This window comes from Methyloferula stellata AR4 (assembly GCF_000385335.1).
In the GTDB taxonomy this organism is placed as follows: domain Bacteria; phylum Pseudomonadota; class Alphaproteobacteria; order Rhizobiales; family Beijerinckiaceae; genus Methyloferula; species Methyloferula stellata.
In genome coordinates, this window is record NZ_ARWA01000001.1 from 1247336 (window position 1) to 1265024 (window position 17689).

17 protein-coding genes are annotated in these 17689 nt (G+C 59.3%); 9 read left to right on the plus strand and 8 right to left on the minus strand.

Features of this window, described 5'->3' with window-relative positions; genetic code table 11:
• Positions 1 to 252 precede the first annotated feature (252 nt).
• The gene (locus tag A3OQ_RS0106155; protein WP_026595547.1) at positions 253 to 708 is read right to left on the minus strand and encodes an Lrp/AsnC family transcriptional regulator; all 456 of its coding nucleotides are present in this window, start codon (positions 706 to 708) and stop codon (positions 253 to 255) included.
• Positions 709 to 939: 231 nt separating this feature from the next.
• Between A3OQ_RS0106155 and A3OQ_RS0106160 the strand changes: the two genes are divergently transcribed.
• From A3OQ_RS0106160 to A3OQ_RS0106170, 3 genes are all read left to right on the plus strand, one after another.
• Positions 940 to 1806, plus strand: a complete 867-nt coding sequence (locus tag A3OQ_RS0106160; protein ID WP_020174497.1) for a TauD/TfdA dioxygenase family protein — start codon at positions 940 to 942, stop codon at positions 1804 to 1806.
• A 195-nt stretch (positions 1807 to 2001) separates the two neighbouring features.
• The gene (locus tag A3OQ_RS0106165; protein ID WP_020174498.1) at positions 2002 to 2904 is read left to right on the plus strand and encodes a TauD/TfdA dioxygenase family protein; all 903 of its coding nucleotides are present in this window, start codon (positions 2002 to 2004) and stop codon (positions 2902 to 2904) included.
• A gap of 83 nt (positions 2905 to 2987) precedes the next feature.
• Positions 2988 to 3866, plus strand: coding sequence for a hypothetical protein (locus A3OQ_RS0106170; RefSeq protein WP_026595548.1), 879 nt, complete (start codon positions 2988 to 2990; stop codon positions 3864 to 3866).
• A 117-nt stretch (positions 3867 to 3983) separates the two neighbouring features.
• Here A3OQ_RS0106170 and A3OQ_RS0106175 read toward each other — a convergent pair whose 3' ends face one another.
• From A3OQ_RS0106175 to A3OQ_RS0106185, 3 genes are all read right to left on the minus strand, one after another.
• On the minus strand, positions 3984 to 5420 hold the full coding sequence (locus A3OQ_RS0106175; protein WP_020174500.1) for a homospermidine synthase: 1437 nt from the start codon (positions 5418 to 5420) through the stop codon (positions 3984 to 3986).
• A gap of 141 nt (positions 5421 to 5561) precedes the next feature.
• Positions 5562 to 6209 carry a GNAT family N-acetyltransferase gene (locus tag A3OQ_RS0106180; RefSeq protein ID WP_020174501.1) on the minus strand — a complete coding sequence of 216 codons (648 nt, stop codon included), beginning with the start codon at positions 6207 to 6209 and terminating at the stop codon, positions 5562 to 5564.
• Between the two features lie 171 nt (positions 6210 to 6380).
• Positions 6381 to 7511, minus strand: a complete 1131-nt coding sequence (locus tag A3OQ_RS0106185) for a type III PLP-dependent enzyme (protein ID WP_026595549.1) — start codon at positions 7509 to 7511, stop codon at positions 6381 to 6383.
• 851 nt (positions 7512 to 8362) lie between these two features.
• On the opposite strand from A3OQ_RS0106185, the gene A3OQ_RS0106195 reads away from it, so the two are divergent.
• Together A3OQ_RS0106195 and A3OQ_RS0106200 are read left to right on the plus strand one after the other, a co-directional pair.
• Positions 8363 to 9925, plus strand: coding sequence for an OpgD/OpgG family glucan biosynthesis protein (locus tag A3OQ_RS0106195; protein ID WP_020174503.1), 1563 nt, complete (start codon positions 8363 to 8365; stop codon positions 9923 to 9925).
• A 252-nt stretch (positions 9926 to 10177) separates the two neighbouring features.
• Positions 10178 to 10645: a GNAT family N-acetyltransferase gene (locus A3OQ_RS0106200; RefSeq protein WP_020174504.1), complete on the plus strand. Its 468-nt coding sequence runs from the start codon at positions 10178 to 10180 to the stop codon at positions 10643 to 10645.
• Positions 10646 to 10703: 58 nt separating this feature from the next.
• Here A3OQ_RS0106200 and A3OQ_RS0106205 read toward each other — a convergent pair whose 3' ends face one another.
• The 4 genes from A3OQ_RS0106205 to A3OQ_RS0106225 all read right to left on the minus strand — a co-directional run bounded on the left by A3OQ_RS0106205 (position 10704) and on the right by A3OQ_RS0106225 (position 13617).
• On the minus strand, positions 10704 to 11210 hold the full coding sequence (locus A3OQ_RS0106205; RefSeq protein ID WP_020174505.1) for a hypothetical protein: 507 nt from the start codon (positions 11208 to 11210) through the stop codon (positions 10704 to 10706).
• Between the two features lie 8 nt (positions 11211 to 11218).
• Positions 11219 to 11725 carry a hypothetical protein gene (locus A3OQ_RS0106210; RefSeq protein WP_020174506.1) on the minus strand — a complete coding sequence of 169 codons (507 nt, stop codon included), beginning with the start codon at positions 11723 to 11725 and terminating at the stop codon, positions 11219 to 11221.
• Positions 11726 to 11741: 16 nt separating this feature from the next.
• Entirely contained in the window at positions 11742 to 12677 is a 936-nt protein-coding gene (locus A3OQ_RS24310) for a hypothetical protein (RefSeq protein WP_152428333.1), read from the minus strand.
• Between the two features lie 127 nt (positions 12678 to 12804).
• Positions 12805 to 13617: a creatininase family protein gene (locus A3OQ_RS0106225; RefSeq protein ID WP_020174508.1), complete on the minus strand. Its 813-nt coding sequence runs from the start codon at positions 13615 to 13617 to the stop codon at positions 12805 to 12807.
• Between the two features lie 107 nt (positions 13618 to 13724).
• Here A3OQ_RS0106225 and A3OQ_RS0106230 point away from each other — a divergent pair, with 107 nt between their 5' ends.
• From A3OQ_RS0106230 to A3OQ_RS0106245, 4 genes are all read left to right on the plus strand, one after another.
• Positions 13725 to 14729: an ABC transporter substrate-binding protein gene (locus A3OQ_RS0106230; RefSeq protein ID WP_020174509.1), complete on the plus strand. Its 1005-nt coding sequence runs from the start codon at positions 13725 to 13727 to the stop codon at positions 14727 to 14729.
• Positions 14730 to 14934: 205 nt separating this feature from the next.
• A complete protein-coding gene (locus A3OQ_RS0106235; RefSeq protein WP_020174510.1) occupies positions 14935 to 15714 on the plus strand; it encodes an ABC transporter ATP-binding protein in 780 nt (259 codons plus the stop codon).
• Complete coding sequence (locus A3OQ_RS0106240) at positions 15714 to 16499, plus strand: ABC transporter permease (protein ID WP_020174511.1); 786 nt, start codon at positions 15714 to 15716, stop codon at positions 16497 to 16499. The genes A3OQ_RS0106235 and A3OQ_RS0106240 overlap by 1 nt, the downstream gene beginning before the upstream one ends.
• Positions 16500 to 16590: 91 nt before the next feature.
• Complete coding sequence (locus tag A3OQ_RS0106245) at positions 16591 to 17562, plus strand: 2-hydroxyacid dehydrogenase (RefSeq protein WP_020174512.1); 972 nt, start codon at positions 16591 to 16593, stop codon at positions 17560 to 17562.
• Positions 17563 to 17689: the final 127 nt, after the last annotated feature.

Genomic DNA, 17689 nt, shown 5'->3' on the forward strand with positions numbered 1-17689 from the left:
TCAAACGGTAGTGTGCGTTCCTTCTCCCCTTGTGGGAGAAGGTGACCCGACGAAGTCGGGTCGGATGAGGGGTTGGACTTTCGAGCGCATGATTGAAAGCCCTCACCCGGCTTGCCACAGCTCTGCGCCATGCGCAGAGCGTTTAATCTGGCGACGGGCGTGCGGAAGCTCGCCCTATGGCAAGCCACCCTCTCCCGCAAGGGGAGAGGGTCGCGCCGATCGATTTTAGAAATGGCATAATTGGTCTGTGATCTATGCCGAAATCGGAAAGGCGGTCTCGGCCTTGATGTTTTCCAGCGCGAAATGCGACGTGACATTCTTCAAAGGATTGAGCGCGATCAATCTTTTGTAGAACTCGTCGAAAGCCGCGGCATCGGAAACCACCACGCGCAAGACATAATCGACGTCTCCGGCGACGCGGTAGAAATCCATGACTTCCCCCATCGCGGTGACGCGCTCGGCGAATTGCTCAAGCGAGCTGGTCGTGTGATCGCCGATCTTGATTGAGACGAAGACCGTCATGCCGAGGCCGAGTTTGATCGGATCGAGCACGGCGATGCGGCGCCTGATGATGCCATTCGATTCGAGTTTCTGCAGCCGTTTCCAGCAGGGCGTTTGCGACAGGCCGACTTGCGCCGCGATCTCTCCGATCGATAGAGACGCGTCCTTCTGGACGATTTGCAGGATGCGTTTATCGACCTGATCCAATCTCAATTCGCTCATGTTCGACCACCCGTAAAATTTGCGCTCTCGCTCCGGCCGCGGAGTATTTTCGGGTGCGGCCGGCTGCCGCTTCGCCTGAAAAATACTCCCTGCCGCCCGAACTATGGATTTATCTATTAGATATTGACAATATCTATGGACTAAGCATGCTTATGCTGGAAACGGCGAAACCTCAAGCGGTTGGGCCAAACATTCTGCGAAACGTGAGGGTTCGGGATGGTGGTGAAGGTCGAAAAGCTCGCATCCGCGCTGGGGGCGGAGGTCTCGGGCCTGCGTCTCGACGGAGCCCTCGATCCGGAGGTTTCGGCGGAGATCGTCGCGGCTTGGCGGCAGCATCTGGTCCTGGTTTTCCGCGACCAGAAGATCGATGATCCCGGTCTGCTGGCTTTCGCCAAATCCTTGGGCGATCTTGATCTCGCGCCGGCGCTCGACAGCAAGAAGGCGCATGTCGCGGCTTTTCCGGAAATCGCGGTCGTCTCCAATGTCGTCGAAAACGGCGAGCCGATCGGCGGCCTCGGCAGCGGCGATCTCGCCTGGCATTCGGATATGACCTTTCAGGAAGAGCCGCCCGTCGGTTGCGTGCTGAATGCGCGCGAGACGCCGATCGGCGGCGGCTTCACCTGGTTTACGAGCCTGCGCGCCGCGACGGCGGCGCTGCCCGATGCGCTGCACGCGCAGATCGCCGGCCGCAAGATCCTGCACGACCATTCCTATACGAGCGCCGGCACGTTACGCCACGGCGTCGTGCCCTCGGCCGATCCCGAGACGCGGCCGGGTGCGCGCCATGCGTTGATCTGGACGCATCCGAGCTGGCAGGAAGATTTTCTTTTGCTCGGACGGCGCTTCAACGCGCATGTGGTCGGGCTCCCGGTCGAGGAAAGCGAGAAGCTGCTCGATGCGCTTTGGGCGCATGCGACCGATCCGGCCTTCGCCATGCGGCATGAATGGCGGCCGGGCGACGTCGTCTTATGGGACAATCTTTTGACGATGCACCGGCGCGATGCATTTGATTCCGGCGCGCGGCGCGTCTTGCACCGCGCCCAAATCCGACGTCTCAGCCAGCAATGGCGAGCCGCCGCGTGACGACGAAGAATCGTGGAGTGCGACCCCTCTCCCTTTGGGAGAGGGTGGTCAGCGGAGCTGACCGGGTGAGGGGTTACAACCCCTCAAACCTAAGACCGTAACCCCTCATCCGCCCTGCTGCGCAGGGCACCTTCTCCCACAGGGAGAAGGTCCGCGCACCAAACTAAGTGAATAGAGTATAAGAGAAATGATCTAATGACTGCTTTAGCATCCATTGCAAATCAAGCTTCGACAAACTTCGAGCTGCGCCCTTTGCATCCGCTCTTCGCGGCGGAAATCATCGGGTTTGATATAGCCGCCCCGGCCGATGACGCGGCGATCTCGGCAATCGCCGGTGCGCTCGCCCATCATGGCGTGCTCGTCTTTCGCGATCAAAAGCATGTGACGCCGGAGCAGCATATTGCTTTCAGCCGCGCCTTCGGCCCGCTTGAGATTCATGTGCAGAAGAAATTTCTGCTCAAGGATCATCCTGAAGTTCTGATCGTGTCGAATGTGATCGAGAACGGCGTGCCGCTCGGGCTTGTCGATGCGGGTCGCTATTGGCACTCGGATTTAAGCTATCTCGCCGAACCGTCGTTAGGCTCGCTGCTGCACGCGATCGAATTGCCGAGCGAGGGTGGCGATACTTTGTTCGGCAGTCTCACCGCCGCCTATGAAGCGCTCGACGAGCGCATCAAAGCGAAGCTCAAACCTCTCACTGCCGTGCATGATTACAACACGCTCAATAAGGCGCAGGCGGCTAAGAGCGATGGGTTGCGGCCGGTGCTCAGCGCGGAACAGGCCAAGACCGTACCGCCGGTGATCCACCCGGTCGTGCGCCGGCACGAGGTCACAGGTGCGCCAATCCTCTTTGTGAGCGAAGGCTTTACGACCAGAATTATCGAGCTGCCGGAGGAAGAAGGCAGGGCGCTTTTGGCGGGGCTTTTCGAGCATCAAAAGCAGCCGCGTTTCCATTATCGGCATCATTGGCAGAATGGCGATCTTGTTTTTTGGGACAATCGTGCGACGATCCATCTGGCGACGGGCACGCAGCCAAACCTACGCCGTACGCTCTATCGCACGACCGTACGCGGCCCGAAGCCAACAGCCTTTAGCTAGACCGACACGTTATTAACATTGTCATGGGTCTTCGATAAAAAAGATTGTCTCCCTTATTTTTGCTTTTTTTAAAGGTGTTTCCAATGACCTCACTTCATGCGCATAAGCCGTCTGTCACTGATTCCGACGACGCCGACCATAACGATGCCCGGGATGAATATATCGACGACGTTCTGCAAACTGTGAAAACGGTTGCCGAACATAACGAAACGCTTCGAGCCAGAGCTCCAGCACGCATTAACGAGGCAGTCGCGGCGACAAAGGCAGCGGGCCTTAATAATGATGGCACGGACGATCCGTTGGCACATTATCACGTCGTGCAACGGTTCTTGCAGGAGAAGGCATTCTATCCGCCGCACGACAAGCGCAAGGAATCGAAAGACTACGCGCGGGTCCATAAGCAAATGACGATTACCGAAGATCAGCCGTGCCTAGTCTGCCAAGTCCGGCACAGCACCTTGGCCGATCCGGCGAAGAATCCGTTCGGGGCGGTGCAGCTCGAGACTCATCATCATACGATCGAATGGGCCTTGGCCAATGCCATCGTCCCTGAACTGTTTAACCTGCATGTACGCAAAGGTCTTTTGCGCCGTGCCCAACAAAGGAAGGCCGAAGGCCCGGTCGATCCGATTTACGATGAGTTCGATGCTCTTTATCCAAACGATATGACGCCCGAACAAATCATCGCCTGGGTCGATCACAGCCCCGACAATCTCTGGGTGCTCTGCGACGTGCATCATCGCCATAAATTCGTGGGCATTCACGCGATCACCTACCCCATTTGGGGACCGCAGGACATCGTGAACTCCACGATCGTCGATTCCGAGATCAAGACGCTGAGCGACGAAATTCAGAAGGACCGCCGGGCGGCGCATACAGGCAAGCCTGCCAAGGCGGCGGCGACCGATAATCCGCCAGCGGCTCACGCGGCCCATGCCCGCGCGCGCCACGACTCCAACTAAGCTTGGATCAAGTGGCCGCCATTCGGCGCGCCCTCGCGTCGATAGGCTTCGGACATAAAAACGGCCCGGTTGATCTTAGGTCAACCGGGCCGCGTCTTTTATGTAGGAGGTCGGGTATTACCGTACGATCACATTCTTGAACTGCCAGGGATCCTCTTCGTCGAGATCCTCGGGGAAGAGCGCGCCGCGATCCTTGAGCGGTGTCCAATCCGTATATTCACCGACGATCGGCCCGAGATAGGGGCTTTGCACCTCGAGGCAGCGGCGGAAATCGACTTCGTCGGCCTCGACGATTCCGGAAAAGGGATTTTCCAGCGCCCAGACCATGCCTGCGAGCACGGCCGAGGTCACCTGAAGCCCGGTCGCATTCTGATAGGGCGCGATGCGGCGCGTCTCCTCGATCGAGAGCTGCGATCCGTACCAATAGGCATTCTTCTTATGCCCATAGAGCAGCACGCCGAGCTCATCGATCCCGTCCAAAATCTCATCCTCTTCGAGGATGTGATTCTTCGTCTGAGGCTGCCATTGCGCGCCGCTCATCTCATGCAATGAGAGCACGGCATCATCGGCCGGGTGATAGGCATAGTGGCAGGTCGGGCGATAGAGCACTGTCTCGTCGTCATTCCCATGCACCGTATAATAATCGGCAATTGAGATCGCCTCATTATGCGTCACGAGAAAGCCATGCTGCGCTTTGGCCGTCGGTGTCCAGGATCGCACCTTCGTCCCGGCACCCGGGCGCATCAGATAGATCGCGCAATCGGGACCGAAGGCATGGCGCTTGCCTTCGGGCGGCATCGTCTTCTCATTGGTGCCCCAGCCGAGTTCGGCCGGCTGCAGGCCTTCGGAAATAAAGCCTTCGACAGACCAGGTGTTCACGAAGACGCCATGCGGCTTCGGCGATAGCGCGCGTTGCGTGTCGCGTTCGGCGATGTGGATGCCTTTCACGCCGGCCTTCTGTGCGAGCGCAGCCCAGTCCTCGCGCGATGACGGATTGCCGGCGTCGAGCCCGCAATCGGCTGCGACATTCAGCAAAGCCTGTTTGACGAACCAGGAGACCATGCCCGGATTGGCGCCGCAACAGGAGACGGCCGTCGGGCCAGTGCCGAGCGCATCGCGGAGGTCGAGCACTTCTTCGCGCAAAGCATAATTCGAGCGCTGCGACGGCGTCAGGCGCGTGTCGGCATAAAAGCCAAGCCAAGGCTCGGCGACCGTATCGATATAAAGCGCGCCGACCTCATGGCAGAGCCGCATAATGGCCGCGGACGACACATCGACCGAGAGATTGACGACGAAAGCCTGGCCTTCGCCTTCGGTCAGCAGCGGCTTCAAGAGATCGACGAAATTATCGCGCCGGACGGTGTCCTGAATGTAGCGGATGCCGCGCTCGTCGAGGAGCGCACGATCCTTGTCGACGGGATCGATCACCGTGAAGCGCGTCTTGTCATAATTGAAATGACGTTCGATGAGCGGCAACGTCCCGCGTCCGATCGAGCCGAAGCCGATCATCACGATCGGGCCTGTGATCGTGCCATGCACGGGCCATTCTTCCATTCTCATATCTCCAAATAGAATTCGCCCTCGTGCTTCGAGACGCAAGCTTCGCTTGCTCCTCCGCATGAGGGCTTCAGGGGCGAGGGGAGACCGATTTCCGGCGATTACGTCGTAGGGTTAAAGGCAAGCGCGGCGGTCAGGTCAAGCCGCGTGTTGAACGGCGCGCACAGGCCGGCGCGGACGATGTGCCCGCAGATCGAACGCGCCCGTTGGTTTCACAAGACCTTGCGCCTTCTGCAACGCGCCGTCCTGCAATTCGAGCCCGAGAAAACGGGCTTCGTCCACGGGGCCAGGCATGGCGAGCATCTGCATGGGCGCGCGGGAGAAACCCCAGCGCGTATAATAGGGCGCGTCGCCGACAAGGATGACGGCACGATGACCAAACGCCGCGGCGCGCTCCAAAGCTTCGTCCATCAGCAGACCGCCGATGCCAAGCGAACGCTGCGTGGCGTCGACCGCGAGCGGGCCGAGCAGCAAGGCAGGCACGCCGCCGGCATCGACATGCCACATGCGCAATGTGCCGAAGAAGACGCCGTCCTTGCGCGCGGCAAGCGACAGGCCCTGCGCGGGCATGCGGCCATCGCGCAGGCGGTGGCACGTCTTGGCAAAGCGTTCCTTGCGGCCGAAGGCGGCATCGAGCAGGGCTTCGCGCCTTGCATCGTCGCCCGGCTGCTCGTCACCGACGAGGACCGCGTTTTCCATGCCGAAACCATGAAACGCGTCGCGCGCGGCCAAAGCTTCGTGATCGAAGCCGCCGGTATGATCTTGGATCGCGTGAACAAAAGCCATTTCAAAACCCTCCGCTCGCGGCAGAGAAGCCTCGCACCGTGGCAAGACTGACGCCTTGCTCGGTTGGTCGGACGTGACAGGGAAAAGGTTCAAACTTTCCGCGGACGCATGTGTCCATACGCACGCGGTGAGAGGTCTGACTTCTCAGTCTTGGCCTCTCACCCAGGCTGCTCAGATCACGTAGGATTTGAGCGGCGGAAAGCCGTTGAAGCCGACCGACGAATACGTCGTCGTATAGGCTCCCGTGCCTTCGATCAGCACTTTGGCGCCTATCTCCAGACTGACGGGCAGGAGATAGGGGTCCTTTTCATAGAGCACGTCGACCGAGTCGCAGCTGGGGCCCGCGAGCACGCAGGGCTCCTTCGCGTCATGGTCGAAGGCGGTCTTGATCGGATAGCGGATCATCTCATCGGTGGTCTCGGCGAGTCCGTTGAACTTGCCGATGTCGAGATAGACCCACTTCACCTGGTCGGTGTCCGACTTTTTCGAGATCAGCACGACCTCGGCCTCGATGATGCCGGCGTTGCCCACCATGCCGCGGCCGGGTTCGATGATCGTCTCCGGGATGCGGTTGCCGAAATGCTTGCGCAGCGATTTGAAGATCGATTGCCCATAGGCTTTCACCGCCGGAACATTGCGCAGATATTTCGTCGGGAAGCCGCCGCCGAGATTGACCATTTGCAGGCTGATGCCGCGCTCGGCGAGATCACGGAAGATCTCGGCTGCCGCCTTCAGTGCGCCGTCCCACATGCGCGGATCGCGCTGCTGCGATCCGACATGGAAGGAGAGCCCGTAGGCGTTGAGGCCAAGGCTATGCGCATGTTCCAGCACGCGCGGCGCCATCGCGGGCGCGCAGCCGAACTTGCGCGACAGCGGCCATTCGGCGCCGGTCGCATCGCAGAGGATGCGGCAGAACACCTTCGAGCCGGGCGCGACGCGGGCGATCTTCTCGACTTCGGCCTCGCAATCGACCGCGAAGAGACGCACGCCCAGCGCATAGGCGCGGGCGATATCGCGTTCCTTCTTGATCGTGTTGCCGAAGCTGATGCGGTCAGCGCTGGCGCCGGCCGCGAGCACCTGCTCGATCTCGACGACGGAGGCCGTGTCGAAGCACGAGCCGAGCTCCGCGAGGAGGCTCAGCACCTGCGGGTCAGGGTTGGCCTTCACCGCGTAGAAGATACGCGTGTCCGGCAGAGCCTTGGCGAAGGAGAAGTAGTTGTCGCGCACGACGTCGAGATCGAGCACCATGCAGGGCCCGTCCTCTTGGCGGTTACGCAGAAATTCAAGGATACGATCAGTCATCGCGGCATCCCTTCGAAGGCGCGGACACAGCCAGCGCGAAACGAACCAAGCTTCGGGTGGACGGGCGAACGCCATCGGCAGCGCGCTGTGGAAACGCGTCTGCTGAGGTAGGTTAGCCGTCCGAGACTGCCGCGAAGACCAAAAGCCTTCGTTGCAGCCTGATGCAGCGCCGTTGGACATATCGGCACGGACAGCGAGATGCTGTCCAGCGCTTCAAATGGCCATCGCTTGGATTGGGATTGTCCCGTTCCGCACGCCCGGCAAGAAAGACAAGCCTCTTCATGACGCCGGCGTTGGAGGCCGACAGAGACGAAAAAGCCCGGTCCGTCGTTGCTTTAAGTCGTGTCCCCCGTTTGGCGGGGTTCACCGGTTCGCTCCGGCTGCCGGTTTTTACGGGCGGTTAACTGGCCTCTTGTCCAGATCCCCGTCCACCGACACACGACCACAGGCACGTGCGATTTGGGCAAGGCGGAAAATAATCACGTTCTCCAGCATTACAAGCGTTTTTTTCAATCAAACGGCATCGCGCGCCAAATATTTGCAACAGAGTTGCCGAAAAGACTCGCCACACGATCGTCACATCTTGCCGTTGCTGTGGTTCGCGCAGGTTCGCTTGATGGACAGATTCTTAATGCAAGGTGAAGCTTTGTTCACACCAACGTACCGAGGCAACGAGCGCGCGTGAGGCTCGTTCTTGAGAGAGCTTGCTGTCTCCCGCAAAGGTGATTACCCATCTGACGCTTGAGCTAGCGGTGAGCCCATCTGCCTCCTGTCCGCTCTGCCGATGACCCCGCCGCGCCAACTTCTTGCCTCAGGCCCAATGCTCCTATGCCCGTATCGATGTTGCTTCCATGACCGATCTTACCCGTCGCACGCTCGTCTCATGCCTGCTCGCCGCGGGCGCATCCGCCGCCAGCCATGCCTCGGCCCAATCCGGGCAATCGGCGGACGCGCCGCCAAAATTCAATTTCGAAGATGTGGTGCGCCGCGCGCGGGACTTAGCGACCGCCCCTTACGACCCGACGCCCCCGGAGCTGCCCGAGGCCCTGTCGAAGCTCGACTTCGATGCCTGGCGGGACATTCGCTTCCGGCCCGACAAGGCTTTCCTGGGCGCGAACGGCAGTTTGTTTCGCCTGCAGCTCTTCCATCTCGGCCATTTGTTCAAGCGCCCGGTGATCGTGAACACGATCCGCGACGGTATCCCGACGCCGATCCCCTATGCGGCCAATATTTTCGACTATGGCCGCACCAAGCTCGAGAAGCCGCTGCCGGTGAATGTCGGCTTTGCCGGGTTCAGGCTGCATTATCCGCTGAACGATCCGAAAGTCTTCGACGAGGTTATCGCCTTTCTGGGCGCCAGCTATTTCCGCTTTCTCGGGCGCAACCAGCGCTACGGTATTTCCGCGCGGGGCCTTGCCGTGGGGGCCGGAACGGACGCCGAGGAATTTCCTTTCTTCCGCGAGTTCTGGGTCGAGACGCCAGAACCCAACGCCATGCGCATCTCGATCTATGCGCTTCTCGATGGGCAGTCGGCGACGGCTGCCTATCGATTCGATCTTCAGCCGGGCAATGAAAGCCTGCTCGACGTGTCGGTCACCTTATTCCCGCGTCAGAGCGGCACGAAATTCGGTCTGGCGCCGCTGACCTCCATGTTCTTCATCGGCGAAAACGACCATCGTGTCTTGGGCGACTTCCGGCCGGAGCTGCATGATTCCGACGGGCTCCTCATCCATTCCGGCACCGGAGAATGGATCTGGCGGCCGCTGCACAATCCGGCGCAGCCGCAGATCTCGGCCTTTCTCGATCACGATATCCACGGCTTCGGGCTTCTCCAGCGCGACCGCGATTTCGATCATTATCAGGATCTCGATCTCGCCTATGAGTCACGGCCGAGCTATTGGGTCGAGCCGCGCGAAAATTGGGGTGACGGCCATATCGAACTCGTCGAATTGCCGACGCAGGACGAGTCGAACGATAATATCGTCGTCTCCTGGGTGCCGAAGGACTCGCCCGAGCCGGGAAAGCCCTTCACCTTTTCCTATCGGATCATATCGAGCCTCAACCTCGCACGTCTGTCGCCGAACGGGCGCACGGTGAACACTTATCAGACGACGGGCCAGGCCTTGGGCTCGCCGGAGCCCGTCACGCCCGGCACGCGGCGTTTCCTGATCGATTTCGCCGGCGGCGACCTCGCCTATTATGCGCAGGATCCGGCGCTGGTCGAAGTCGTTCCGACGACAACGCAAGGCAAGATCGTGCGGAGCTTCCTGGTGCCGAACAGCCATACGCAAGGCCTGCGTGCCGCGATCGATCTGCAGCTCGACTCGGGCCAATCGACCGATCTTCGGGTCTTCCTGCGCACGGGAACGCGGGCGCTCACCGAGACCTGGACCTTCCCGTGCCGCTGCGAATAACACCCGGTTTCGAAAGGGTGCAGGCTCCATGCGGCATGTCTCAAAACAAGGCTCTTGCGCTAACCTGTGGGGCGTCATGGCCGGGCTTGACCCGGCCATCCAGGCATCAATGACGGGCGGCACGCCGCCACGCGACGACCTGCGTTCTTGGATGCGCGGGTCAATCCCCGGATCAAGTCCGGGGACGCGCATGACGGTTGAGAGGAGCGCGCGTTCCTATTCTAATGCCCTTAGAGCGATCTGGGGATGCCCATGACGGCAAAGCGTAAACCGGCTGTACCGGCCCGCCGCGCGCGTCTCGCCGATGTCGATGCGCTCGAAAGCCTGGAGAATAAGGCCTTCGACGGCGACCGCCTGTCGCGCCGTTCCTTGCGCTATTACGTCAGAGCCGAAACCGTCGTCATGCGCGTGATGAAAGAGGACGGCGCGCTCGCCGCCTATAGCCTGCTCGCCTTTCGCAAGGGCTCGAAGATCGCGCGGCTCTATTCGATCGCGGTCGATCCGGCGTTCGAAGGCTACGGCCTCGGGCGCGCGTTGCTCAAGGCCTGCGAGAAGGATGCGCGCGCGGCTCACTGCACAACCTTGCGTCTCGAAGTGCGGATCGACAATAAACGCGCGATCGCGCTTTACGAGAAGAACGGCTTTGAGCGCTACGACGAGATCGAGGATTATTACGAAGATGGCGCGACGGCGATTTGTTTGAAGAAGGCTTTCGCTTAAACGGTCGCACACCTGCGATACGTCCAGCATACTTTGAGACCATTTTGAAAGCATTTGATCAGTCGAGGATCCGCAATTCAAGGAGGAAATAAATCTCGTCCAGGATAGTGATCTGCAAGGCCTTCTGGCCGGATGAATCTTTCAATTCAAGACCGCCATAGTAATGCAGAATTTGACTATTTGCACCGGGCTCCATTCCATCAAAATATTCTTCTTGCGCTTCAAGGAGATGCAAGGATGGACGATCGAACAGCCATTGAAGTCTTCGATCAAGATCGGATGTCCCGCCAGAGCGCGCTAAAGGGACATATTCTTCGGAAGCATGAGGAACCGCAATGGGACTCACCAAGCCGATCGGAAAATAATCGTAGCCGCCTACGTCCGCGCAGCTCTTCGCATCAGCACAGCATACAAGGCCCGGTTCCCCAACGAAAAAAACGTCGGTCACTATAAAGGGGGATGCATCCGGTTTCTTGAAGACATCGTATTTGACCCGCATCTCGGTCCAATGCGGCGTCAAGGATTTTACGAGATTTTCCAAGTTCGGATCATAGTCCGTCTGCATTCATCTGCTCAATCAATGATTTGCAGCTCCAGGGTGAACCCGATCGAATCCATGACCATGATTTGCAAAGCCTTCTGGCTGGCTGGATCCGTCAATTCAAGGCCGCCATAATAACGCAGAATCTCAAAATTCGCGTTAGCTTCTGTCCCGTCATCGAATTCCTCTACAGCTTCGATCAAACGTAACGAGGGACGGTCGAAAAGCCATTGAAGCCTTTGGTCAAGATCTGATGTTCCGTTAGCCTTTGCAAAGGGGATATATTGATCAAAAGCACGAGGATTCGCGATCGGGCTCACTAGACCGATCGGATAATAATCATATCCTCCAACTTCTGTGCAGGTCTTCGCATCTTTACAGCATACTAAGCCGGGTTCGCCGATGAAAAACACGTCAGTAACAATGAAGGGCGAAGCATCTGGCTTTCTAAAGAAGTCGTACTTGACGCGCATCTCTTTCCAATGGGGAACAATCGTTTTTACTAGATTTTCCATCTCTTGATCATAAGCCGTCAGCATGCCTCACCTTCGCTTCCTATCGAAAATGAATAACTTCCATAGTTTTTGCGCCCATCGTAATGGGCCTCTCGATACGCACGCCGCCGTTCGCGTTGATACGAAGCTGCGTTCCATCAGGCACATGACTCCGGGTTACACCTCGCTCCGTAACCTCGGTCGTGACCGTTTGTCCACGCGTCAAAGCCTCAAACAATTTCTGCGCTTCATTCAACCCTCCAGGCAGATCAGTGTTGAATTTGCTACCCGAACCCCTGGCATGAAGTCCTAGCAACACATTTTTCGGCACCTCAGCCGGAGCCACCAACGGTTCAGGGGGCGGCCTGGGATGACCGTGCTCAACATCTTCCTGCGGCGTCGTCAGTCCGAGACGGCGTCGCTGTTCATAGGCGCGTTCATTTAAGTCTTCATGATCCGCGTCCCCCTTTTTGTCTTGCTCTGCAACGACCACTCCGTCTGATGCAGATCCTGAAGCGAAACGTCCATGATCATCACGCGGTTGGCCAGGATATTTAATGAGGTCGAGCGGCGCCGGATCGAGGCCAAGTTCCTTCATCAAATCGCGGGGCGTCCTCCCGCGATCAAGAAGATCTCCGGCGAGGTAGAGGCGATAGGCATCTTCCACATCGGCGAGCCGCGGCAGACCGGCCTGAGCCAAACGAATGTTGGCAAGCGCCTTGTCGCCAAGCTTCCAATATTCCGACGCTGCTTCGATAGGGTGCAGCACATGTGCTGAAACCGAGCGGCGACAGACGACTGAGAGCAGCGCTAAAACACGTTCTCTGTCGCTCTCACACGCGAGCAATGATGCGCCGTATCGATCCCGCGTCATCCGCGCGAGCACGGTCCCCGCACCGAAGACCAGCCCCGTCTGGTTGAGCTCGACTACCGAACAAAAAGCATTGGACGCGAGCCGTTCTTCAAATCGCTTTTCTAAGATGCCGTTTGGATGCACCGGTACCTCTGATGCAAAAGATCAGAGGAGGATGATAATGAGGTTGCCATTTCACGGCTAGAACAGAAAGGGAACATAAATCGGACGAGCGCCCGGTGTCAAGCGGGTTCGAACGGTGAAGCGCGCCTCAGTCTCTCGGCCCATCCGCCAGCCGCTTCAGATCGAACCCGGCGATGTCCTGCAGCAATTCGACAAAGGCCGTCGCGCCATAATCGGCGCTGGCCTCGCCCTTATCGGCTGAGGCCGCCGTCGCATCGCCCATCGCGCCCGCGCGTGACAAATCCTGGCTCATCCAGCCGAAGCCCGTCGGGCGTCCTGTGCGAAGCCATGCGAAATCGGCCTCGAAGGCCGCGCTTTCGGATGGAAAATTCTCCGCCGCTTCGCGCCGCACGAGATCGGGACGAAAGCTCAACATCAGCGAGGTTTCTATATCGCCCGCGTGAATGCCATGCAGCTTTTCGGCATCGGTAAAAAGCCCATCGGGATAGCCGAAGCGATGCCAGGTCGACATCACGACGAACATGCCGAGCTTGGCGCGCAATTCATGCGCGACAATATCGAGGATCGGCACATTGCCGCCATGCGCATTGGCGAGCACCAATTTGCGGCAGCCGGCGCGGTGAACGCATTCTCCAAGTTCGATCCAGGTCTGGATGAGGGTTGTGGCCGACAGGCTAAGCGTGCCCGGAAAATCATTATGTTCGATCGAAACGCCGATCGCCTGCACCGGCAGAAACAAAACCGGCAGATCGTCCGGCAGCCGCGCGATCACGCGGGCCAAATAGCCTTCGGTGATGAATGTATCGACGCCGAGCGGCAGATGCGGCCCATGCTGCTCGGTCGCGGCGACGGGCAGCACAGCGATGACCTCGGCCATATCGGCCGCCTGAAAATCGGTCCAGGTCATATCGGCCCAGAAGCGGGTAGGGAGTGCTGGCATCGATCTCTCTCGCGTCATTCGACACTATTTTGAAACATCGGTATCCTATCCGCAAATCCATGGCTTGAGATATGAGCCGTTCACCTTAACGGCCCAAAAGGACTGAAATGAACCGCCTGCTCGCCCATGCCGTCTTGTTCTCGGCCTTCCTGTGCTCTTCCGCTCCGGCTTTCGCGCTCGATAAAGTGACCTTCGCCACAAATTGGCGGGCGGAGGCCGAGCATGGCGGCTTCTATCAGGCCGTGGCCGACGGCACCTATGCCAAATACGGGCTCGACGTGACCATTCTGCAGGGTGGCCCGCAGGTGAACAACCGGCTTTTGCTGGCCGCCGGTCGCATCGATTTCGACATGGGCGCCAATATGATCCAGGCCTTCGACGCGGCGCAGCAGGGCATTCCGATCGTCGCGATCGCCTCGATGTTTCAGAAGGATCCGATCGTGCTCTTGTCGCATCCGGACGCGGGCTTCGACAAATTCACCGATCTGCCGAAGGCGACGGCCTTCATCGGCAAGGATGCGCTCGTCTCCGTCTATCAATGGCTGAAGGCGACTTACGGATTCAGCGAAGACAAGATCAAGCCCTATAATTTCAACGCAGCGCCTTTTTTGGCCGATAAGAATTCGATCGAGCAAGGCTATGCGACTTCCGAGCCTTATGAGATCGAACGCGAAGGTCATTTCAAGCCGAATGTCTTTCTGCTCGCCGATTACGGCTATGATTCCTATTCGACGACGATTGAAGCCCGCCGCGATCTGATCGAAAAAAATCCGGATCTTGTGCAGCGCTTCGTCGATGCGTCGATCATCGGCTGGTATCATTATATCTATGGCGACAATCATGCCGCCAACGCGCTCATCAAGAAAGACAATCCGGATATCAACGATGAGCTCCTCGCCTATTCCGTCAAGAAGCTGCGCGAGGCCGGCATTGTCGATTCAGGCGACTCGCTGACGCTCGGCATAGGTGCGATGACCGACCAACGCATGAAAAGCTTCTTCGACAAAATGGTGGCGGCGGGGCTCTTCAAACCCGATCTCGATTATAAGCGCGGCTATTCGCTGGTGTTCGTGAATAAGGGTGTCGGTCTTGATCAGAGGCCAAAGCCGTAGGGCAAATGAACAATGGTACGGCACGAACCCTTCTCCCGCTTGCGGGAGAAGGTGTCATGCGGAGCATGACGGATGAGGGGTCTCTCAGCCTGCAACCATCCCTCATCCGACCCGACTTCGTCGGGCCACCTTCTCCCGCAAGCGGGAGAAGGGACGCGCCATACCGTCGAAGCACCCCTTACATGATCCTTGCATCGCGGCGCTCATGACACAGAACCTGGTTGCCCTGCGCGGCGTCGGCAAGACCTTCAAGAACGGGACTTTGGCGCTGAGCGGGCTCGACCTCGATGTCGAAGCGGGCGAGTTTCTGACGCTGCTCGGGCCGTCGGGCTGCGGCAAGTCCACGATCCTGCGCCTCATTGCCGGTCTCGATAAACCGTCGGCGGGCGCGATCGAGCGGCCCTTTCCGGAGCGGATCGCCGAAATAGGCTTCGTGTTTCAAGAGCCGACGCTGATGCCTTGGGCGAGCGTCTTCGACAATGTCTATCTGCCGCTGCGCCTCAAAAAGGAAAGCCGGGCCAAGGCCAAATCGCGCGTGGAGGCCACCCTTTCGCTCGTCGGGCTTTCGGCCTTTGCAAAGGCCTATCCGCGCGAACTCTCGGGCGGCATGCGCATGCGTGTTTCGATCGCGCGTGCGCTGGTTTTGAAGCCGGCGCTTTTGCTGCTCGACGAGCCTTTCGCCGCGCTCGACGAGATCACGCGGTTTCGCCTGAACGACGATCTCATCCGGCTGAAACAGGAACTCGGGACGACCGTCGTTTTCGTCACCCATTCCGTCTATGAAAGCGTCTATCTCTCGACGCGCATCGCGATCATGGCGCCAAGGCCAGGCCGGATCGTGAAAGAGATTGCGATCGCGGCCGATCTGCCGCGCAATGAGAGCTTTCGCATGAGCGCCGCATATGGCGCGCTTTGCGTCGAAGCTTCCAAGAGCCTGCAGGCCGCCATGGCGCAGGGCGCCTATGGTGAGGAGGAGGCACGCTGATGTCCCAATCTCTGACCCGTTATGGCCCGCCGGTGATCGTCAGCCTTGTGGCGCTCGGCGCTTGGGAGGCGATCGTGCGGCTCGCCGATATCCCGCCCTATCAATTGCCGGCGCCGAGCCTGATCGCGACGACGCTCTATGTGGATCGCGCGACGCTTTTTGCGTCGCTGCTCGTCACCTTGAAGATCACCTTCGGCGCTTTGGCTGTCGCCGTTTTCGGGGGTGCGTTCCTTGCCGTGCTCTTTGCCCGCTGGACCTGGGTCGAGCGAAGCTTTTTGCCTTTCGCCGTGATCTTGCAGGTGACGCCGATCATCGCCATCGCGCCTTTGCTGCTCGTCTGGCTCGATGCCGGAACGGCGGTGCTGGTCTGCGCCTTTCTCGTCGCCTTCTTCCCGATTCTCGCCAATACGAGCGTCGGGCTCGCCTCCACCAATCATAATCTCGTCGATCTCTTCAAGCTGCACCATGCCTCGCCCTGGCAGGAGCTTGTCCTTTTGCGCATTCCGGCAGCCTTACCCTTTTTCATGACAGGCTTGCGCATCGGCGGCGGATTGGCGCTGATCGGCGCCATAGCGGCCGAACTCGCGGCGGGCGCGGCCGGGCAGAGCGCCGGGCTCGCCTTCCGCATCGTGGAAGCCGGCTACCGCGTAAACATCCCGCGCATGTTCGCGGCTCTGGCTTTGATCTCCCTGACGGGCCTCGCCATTTTCGCTGTTCTGTCGGCGCTCTCGACGCTTCTGCTCAGGCGCTGGCACGAGAGCGCGATCGACCGGGAGGAGGCTTGAAGCTGGCTGCGGATTTGGTCACAAAAATGTGCGGCCATTCAGGATGCCGATCCGGCATTATGGTCGATCATCACTGCGAGGGTTTTCGAAATTGTCCGAGTTCGACCTTTTGATGCCGGCATTCCTCACCGATTTCCTGGTGGATGGGCTTTCCAAGAACCACACGCTTCATAAGCTTTGGGAGGCGCCCGATCCGGCCGCCAAAATCAGCGCGGTCAAGGATCGCGTGCGGGCTCTGATCAGCGGCGGCATCGGCCGGTTCAAGGTGACGGCCGATTTCATCGCGCAATTTCCAAATCTCGAAGCCATCTTCCATATGGGCGTCGGCTATGATCTCGTCGATGCGGCCTATGCCGGCGCGCATGGGATCATCGTCACCAATACGCCGGGCGTCCTCGACGAGGACGTGGCCGACATCGCCATGGCGCTCCTGCTCGATGCGACGCGCCAGATCCCGCAAAGCGACGCTTTTCTGCGCTCAGGCAAATGGCTTACCGGCACGTATCCGCTGACCGCGACCTTGCGAGGCCGCACCATGGGCATTTTAGGTCTTGGCCGCATCGGCAAGGCCATCGCCAAGCGGGCAGAGGCTTTCGATCTGAAGATCGCCTATCACGGCCGCACGCAGCAGGCAGGCGTCGCCTATCCCTATTATGCGACCCCCATCGCCTTGGCCGCGGCCTGCGATGTCTTGATGGTCGTCGCGCCGGGCGGCGCGGAGACAAAGCATATTGTGAATAAAGCGGTGCTCGAAGCGTTGGGACCGGACGGCATTTTGATTAATGTCGCGCGGGGCTCGCTGGTCGACGAAGCGGCTTTGATCGAGGCTTTGCAGACAGGCAAAATTCTCGCCGCCGGCCTCGATGTTTTTGAGTTCGAGCCCAAGGTTCCGCAGGCTTTGATCGACTGCCAGAATACGGTGCTGCTGCCGCATGTCGGCTCGGCCACGCATTACACGCGCCAAGCCATGGCGCAGCTTGTCATCGACAATGTTGCGTCATGGACGTCGGGCAAGGGGCCTTTGACGCCGGTCGCGGAAACGCCTTGGCAGCGGCTGAATTAGGGCGGCGGCATCGATGTGAGCGTCATGCCCGGCCTTGTGCCGGGCATCCACGCGCAGACCTTGATCAACGATCGAAGAGGTGGAGAAGCGTTTAAACGTGGATGGCCGTGACAAGCACGGCCATGAC

Bases quoted from the DNA above. Each gene is read 5' to 3' on its own strand.
- A3OQ_RS0106160 (WP_020174497.1), top strand. From the start codon at position 940: ATGGTGGTGAAGGTCGAAAAGCTCGCATCCGCGCTGGGGGCGGAGGTC.
- A3OQ_RS0106165 (WP_020174498.1), top strand. From the start codon at position 2,002: ATGACTGCTTTAGCATCCATTGCAAATCAAGCTTCGACAAACTTCGAG.
- A3OQ_RS0106170 (WP_026595548.1), top strand. From the start codon at position 2,988: ATGACCTCACTTCATGCGCATAAGCCGTCTGTCACTGATTCCGACGAC.
- A3OQ_RS0106175 (WP_020174500.1), bottom strand. From the start codon at position 5,420: ATGGAAGAATGGCCCGTGCATGGCACGATCACAGGCCCGATCGTGATG.
- A3OQ_RS0106180 (WP_020174501.1), bottom strand. From the start codon at position 6,209: ATGGCTTTTGTTCACGCGATCCAAGATCATACCGGCGGCTTCGATCAC.
- A3OQ_RS0106185 (WP_026595549.1), bottom strand. From the start codon at position 7,511: ATGACTGATCGTATCCTTGAATTTCTGCGTAACCGCCAAGAGGACGGG.
- A3OQ_RS0106195 (WP_020174503.1), top strand. From the start codon at position 8,363: ATGACCGATCTTACCCGTCGCACGCTCGTCTCATGCCTGCTCGCCGCG.
- A3OQ_RS0106200 (WP_020174504.1), top strand. From the start codon at position 10,178: ATGACGGCAAAGCGTAAACCGGCTGTACCGGCCCGCCGCGCGCGTCTC.
- A3OQ_RS0106205 (WP_020174505.1), bottom strand. From the start codon at position 11,210: ATGCAGACGGACTATGATCCGAACTTGGAAAATCTCGTAAAATCCTTG.
- A3OQ_RS0106210 (WP_020174506.1), bottom strand. From the start codon at position 11,725: ATGCTGACGGCTTATGATCAAGAGATGGAAAATCTAGTAAAAACGATT.
- A3OQ_RS0106225 (WP_020174508.1), bottom strand. From the start codon at position 13,617: ATGCCAGCACTCCCTACCCGCTTCTGGGCCGATATGACCTGGACCGAT.
- A3OQ_RS0106230 (WP_020174509.1), top strand. From the start codon at position 13,725: ATGAACCGCCTGCTCGCCCATGCCGTCTTGTTCTCGGCCTTCCTGTGC.
- A3OQ_RS0106235 (WP_020174510.1), top strand. From the start codon at position 14,935: ATGACACAGAACCTGGTTGCCCTGCGCGGCGTCGGCAAGACCTTCAAG.
- A3OQ_RS0106240 (WP_020174511.1), top strand. From the start codon at position 15,714: ATGTCCCAATCTCTGACCCGTTATGGCCCGCCGGTGATCGTCAGCCTT.